The 1,796-nt window shown below is 47.9% G+C and carries 1 protein-coding gene; it reads left to right on the top strand.

Annotation, left to right across the window (positions count from 1 at the left end; all coding sequences use genetic code 11):
- Positions 1-189: 189 nt before the first annotated feature.
- Positions 190-1,796: siderophore salmochelin receptor IroN (gene iroN / locus RTW80_RS24655; RefSeq protein WP_312720701.1), on the top strand; the 1,607-nt coding region annotated here is incomplete at its 3' end.

The following is a 1,796-nucleotide window of genomic DNA, read 5'->3' as shown; positions in this document are numbered from 1 at the left end:
ATGTTATATATCAATTTGATATTTATGAAAAATCAATATATGTATCTTGTGAGGGATTGCTTTTTCTTTTACTAAATGATATTAATTATCATTCTTATATAAAAACAATAATGGCAGTAAGAAATATCTGGCAAGGATGTGAGCTTAACGATCAAACATTTTAAGTTAGGCATTTATTAGGGAATAGGTATGAGAATTAACAAAATCCTCTGGTCGCTAACTGTGCTCCTGGTTGGGTTGAATAGCCAGGTATCAGTAGCCAAATCCTCCGACGATGATAATGACGAGACTCTGGTGGTGGAAGCCACCGCTGAGCAGGTATTAAAACAGCAGCCGGGCGTGTCGGTTATTACCAGCGAGGATATTAAAAAGACCCCTCCGGTAAACGACCTTTCAGATATTATTCGTAAAATGCCTGGCGTCAATCTTACCGGCAATAGCGCCTCGGGCACACGCGGTAACAACCGCCAGATCGATATTCGTGGTATGGGGCCGGAAAACACCTTAATTTTAATTGATGGTGTACCGGTGACGTCACGTAACTCCGTGCGTTATAGCTGGCGTGGAGAGCGTGATACCCGCGGTGACACCAACTGGGTGCCACCGGAACAGGTTGAGCGTATTGAAGTGATCCGCGGCCCTGCGGCGGCGCGCTACGGTTCGGGGGCAGCCGGGGGGGTGGTGAACATCATTACCAAACGTCCCACCAACGACTGGCACGGTTCGCTGTCGTTATACACCAATCAGCCGGAAAGTAGCGATGAGGGCGCTACGCGTCGCGCCAATTTCAGCCTTAGTGGGCCTCTGGCTGGTAATGCTCTTACCACGCGTTTGTATGGTAACCTGAATAAAACGGATGCTGACAGTTGGGATATTAATTCTCCGGTCGGTACGAAAAACGCAGCCGGGCATGAAGGGGTACGTAACAAAGATATTAACGGCGTTGTCTCGTGGAAATTAAATCCGCAGCAGATTCTCGATTTCGAAGCCGGATATAGCCGCCAGGGGAATATCTATGCGGGCGATACGCAAAACAGTTCTTCCAGTGCAGTTACCGAAAGCCTGGCAAAATCCGGCAAAGAGACGAACCGCCTGTACCGACAGAATTATGGCATTACGCATAATGGTATCTGGGACTGGGGACAAAGTCGCTTTGGTGTTTATTACGAGAAAACCAATAATACCCGCATGAATGAAGGATTATCCGGCGGTGGTGAAGGGCGTATTTTAGCGGGTGAAAAGTTTACGACCAATCGCCTGAGTTCCTGGCGAACCAGCGGCGAGCTTAATATTCCTTTGAATGTGATGGTTGATCAAACGCTGACCGTTGGTGCAGAGTGGAACCGCGATAAGCTCGATGATCCTTCCTCTACCAGCCTGACGGTGAATGACAGTGATATCAGCGGTATTTCTGGCTCTGCTGCGGATCGCAGCAGTAAAAATCATTCTCAAATCAGTGCGCTGTATATTGAAGATAACATTGAGCCGGTTCCCGGCACGAATATCATTCCCGGCCTGCGCTTTGATTATCTCAGCGACTCCGGCGGGAACTTCAGCCCCAGTCTGAATCTTTCGCAGGAATTGGGCGATTATTTCAAAGTCAAAGCAGGGGTTGCCCGAACCTTTAAAGCCCCAAACCTGTATCAATCCAGTGAAGGCTATCTGCTCTACTCGAAAGGCAATGGCTGTCCAAAAGATATTACATCAGGCGGGTGCTACCTGATCGGTAATAAAGATCTCGATCCGGAAATCAGCGTCAATAAAGAAATTGGGCTGGAGTTCACCTGGGACGATTA

This window comes from Escherichia sp. AM3 (assembly GCF_032029835.1).
GTDB lineage: Bacteria > Pseudomonadota > Gammaproteobacteria > Enterobacterales > Enterobacteriaceae > Escherichia > Escherichia coli.
The sequence above is the reverse complement of the archived record's forward strand: the minus strand, read 5'-3'. Positions and strand labels throughout refer to the sequence as shown.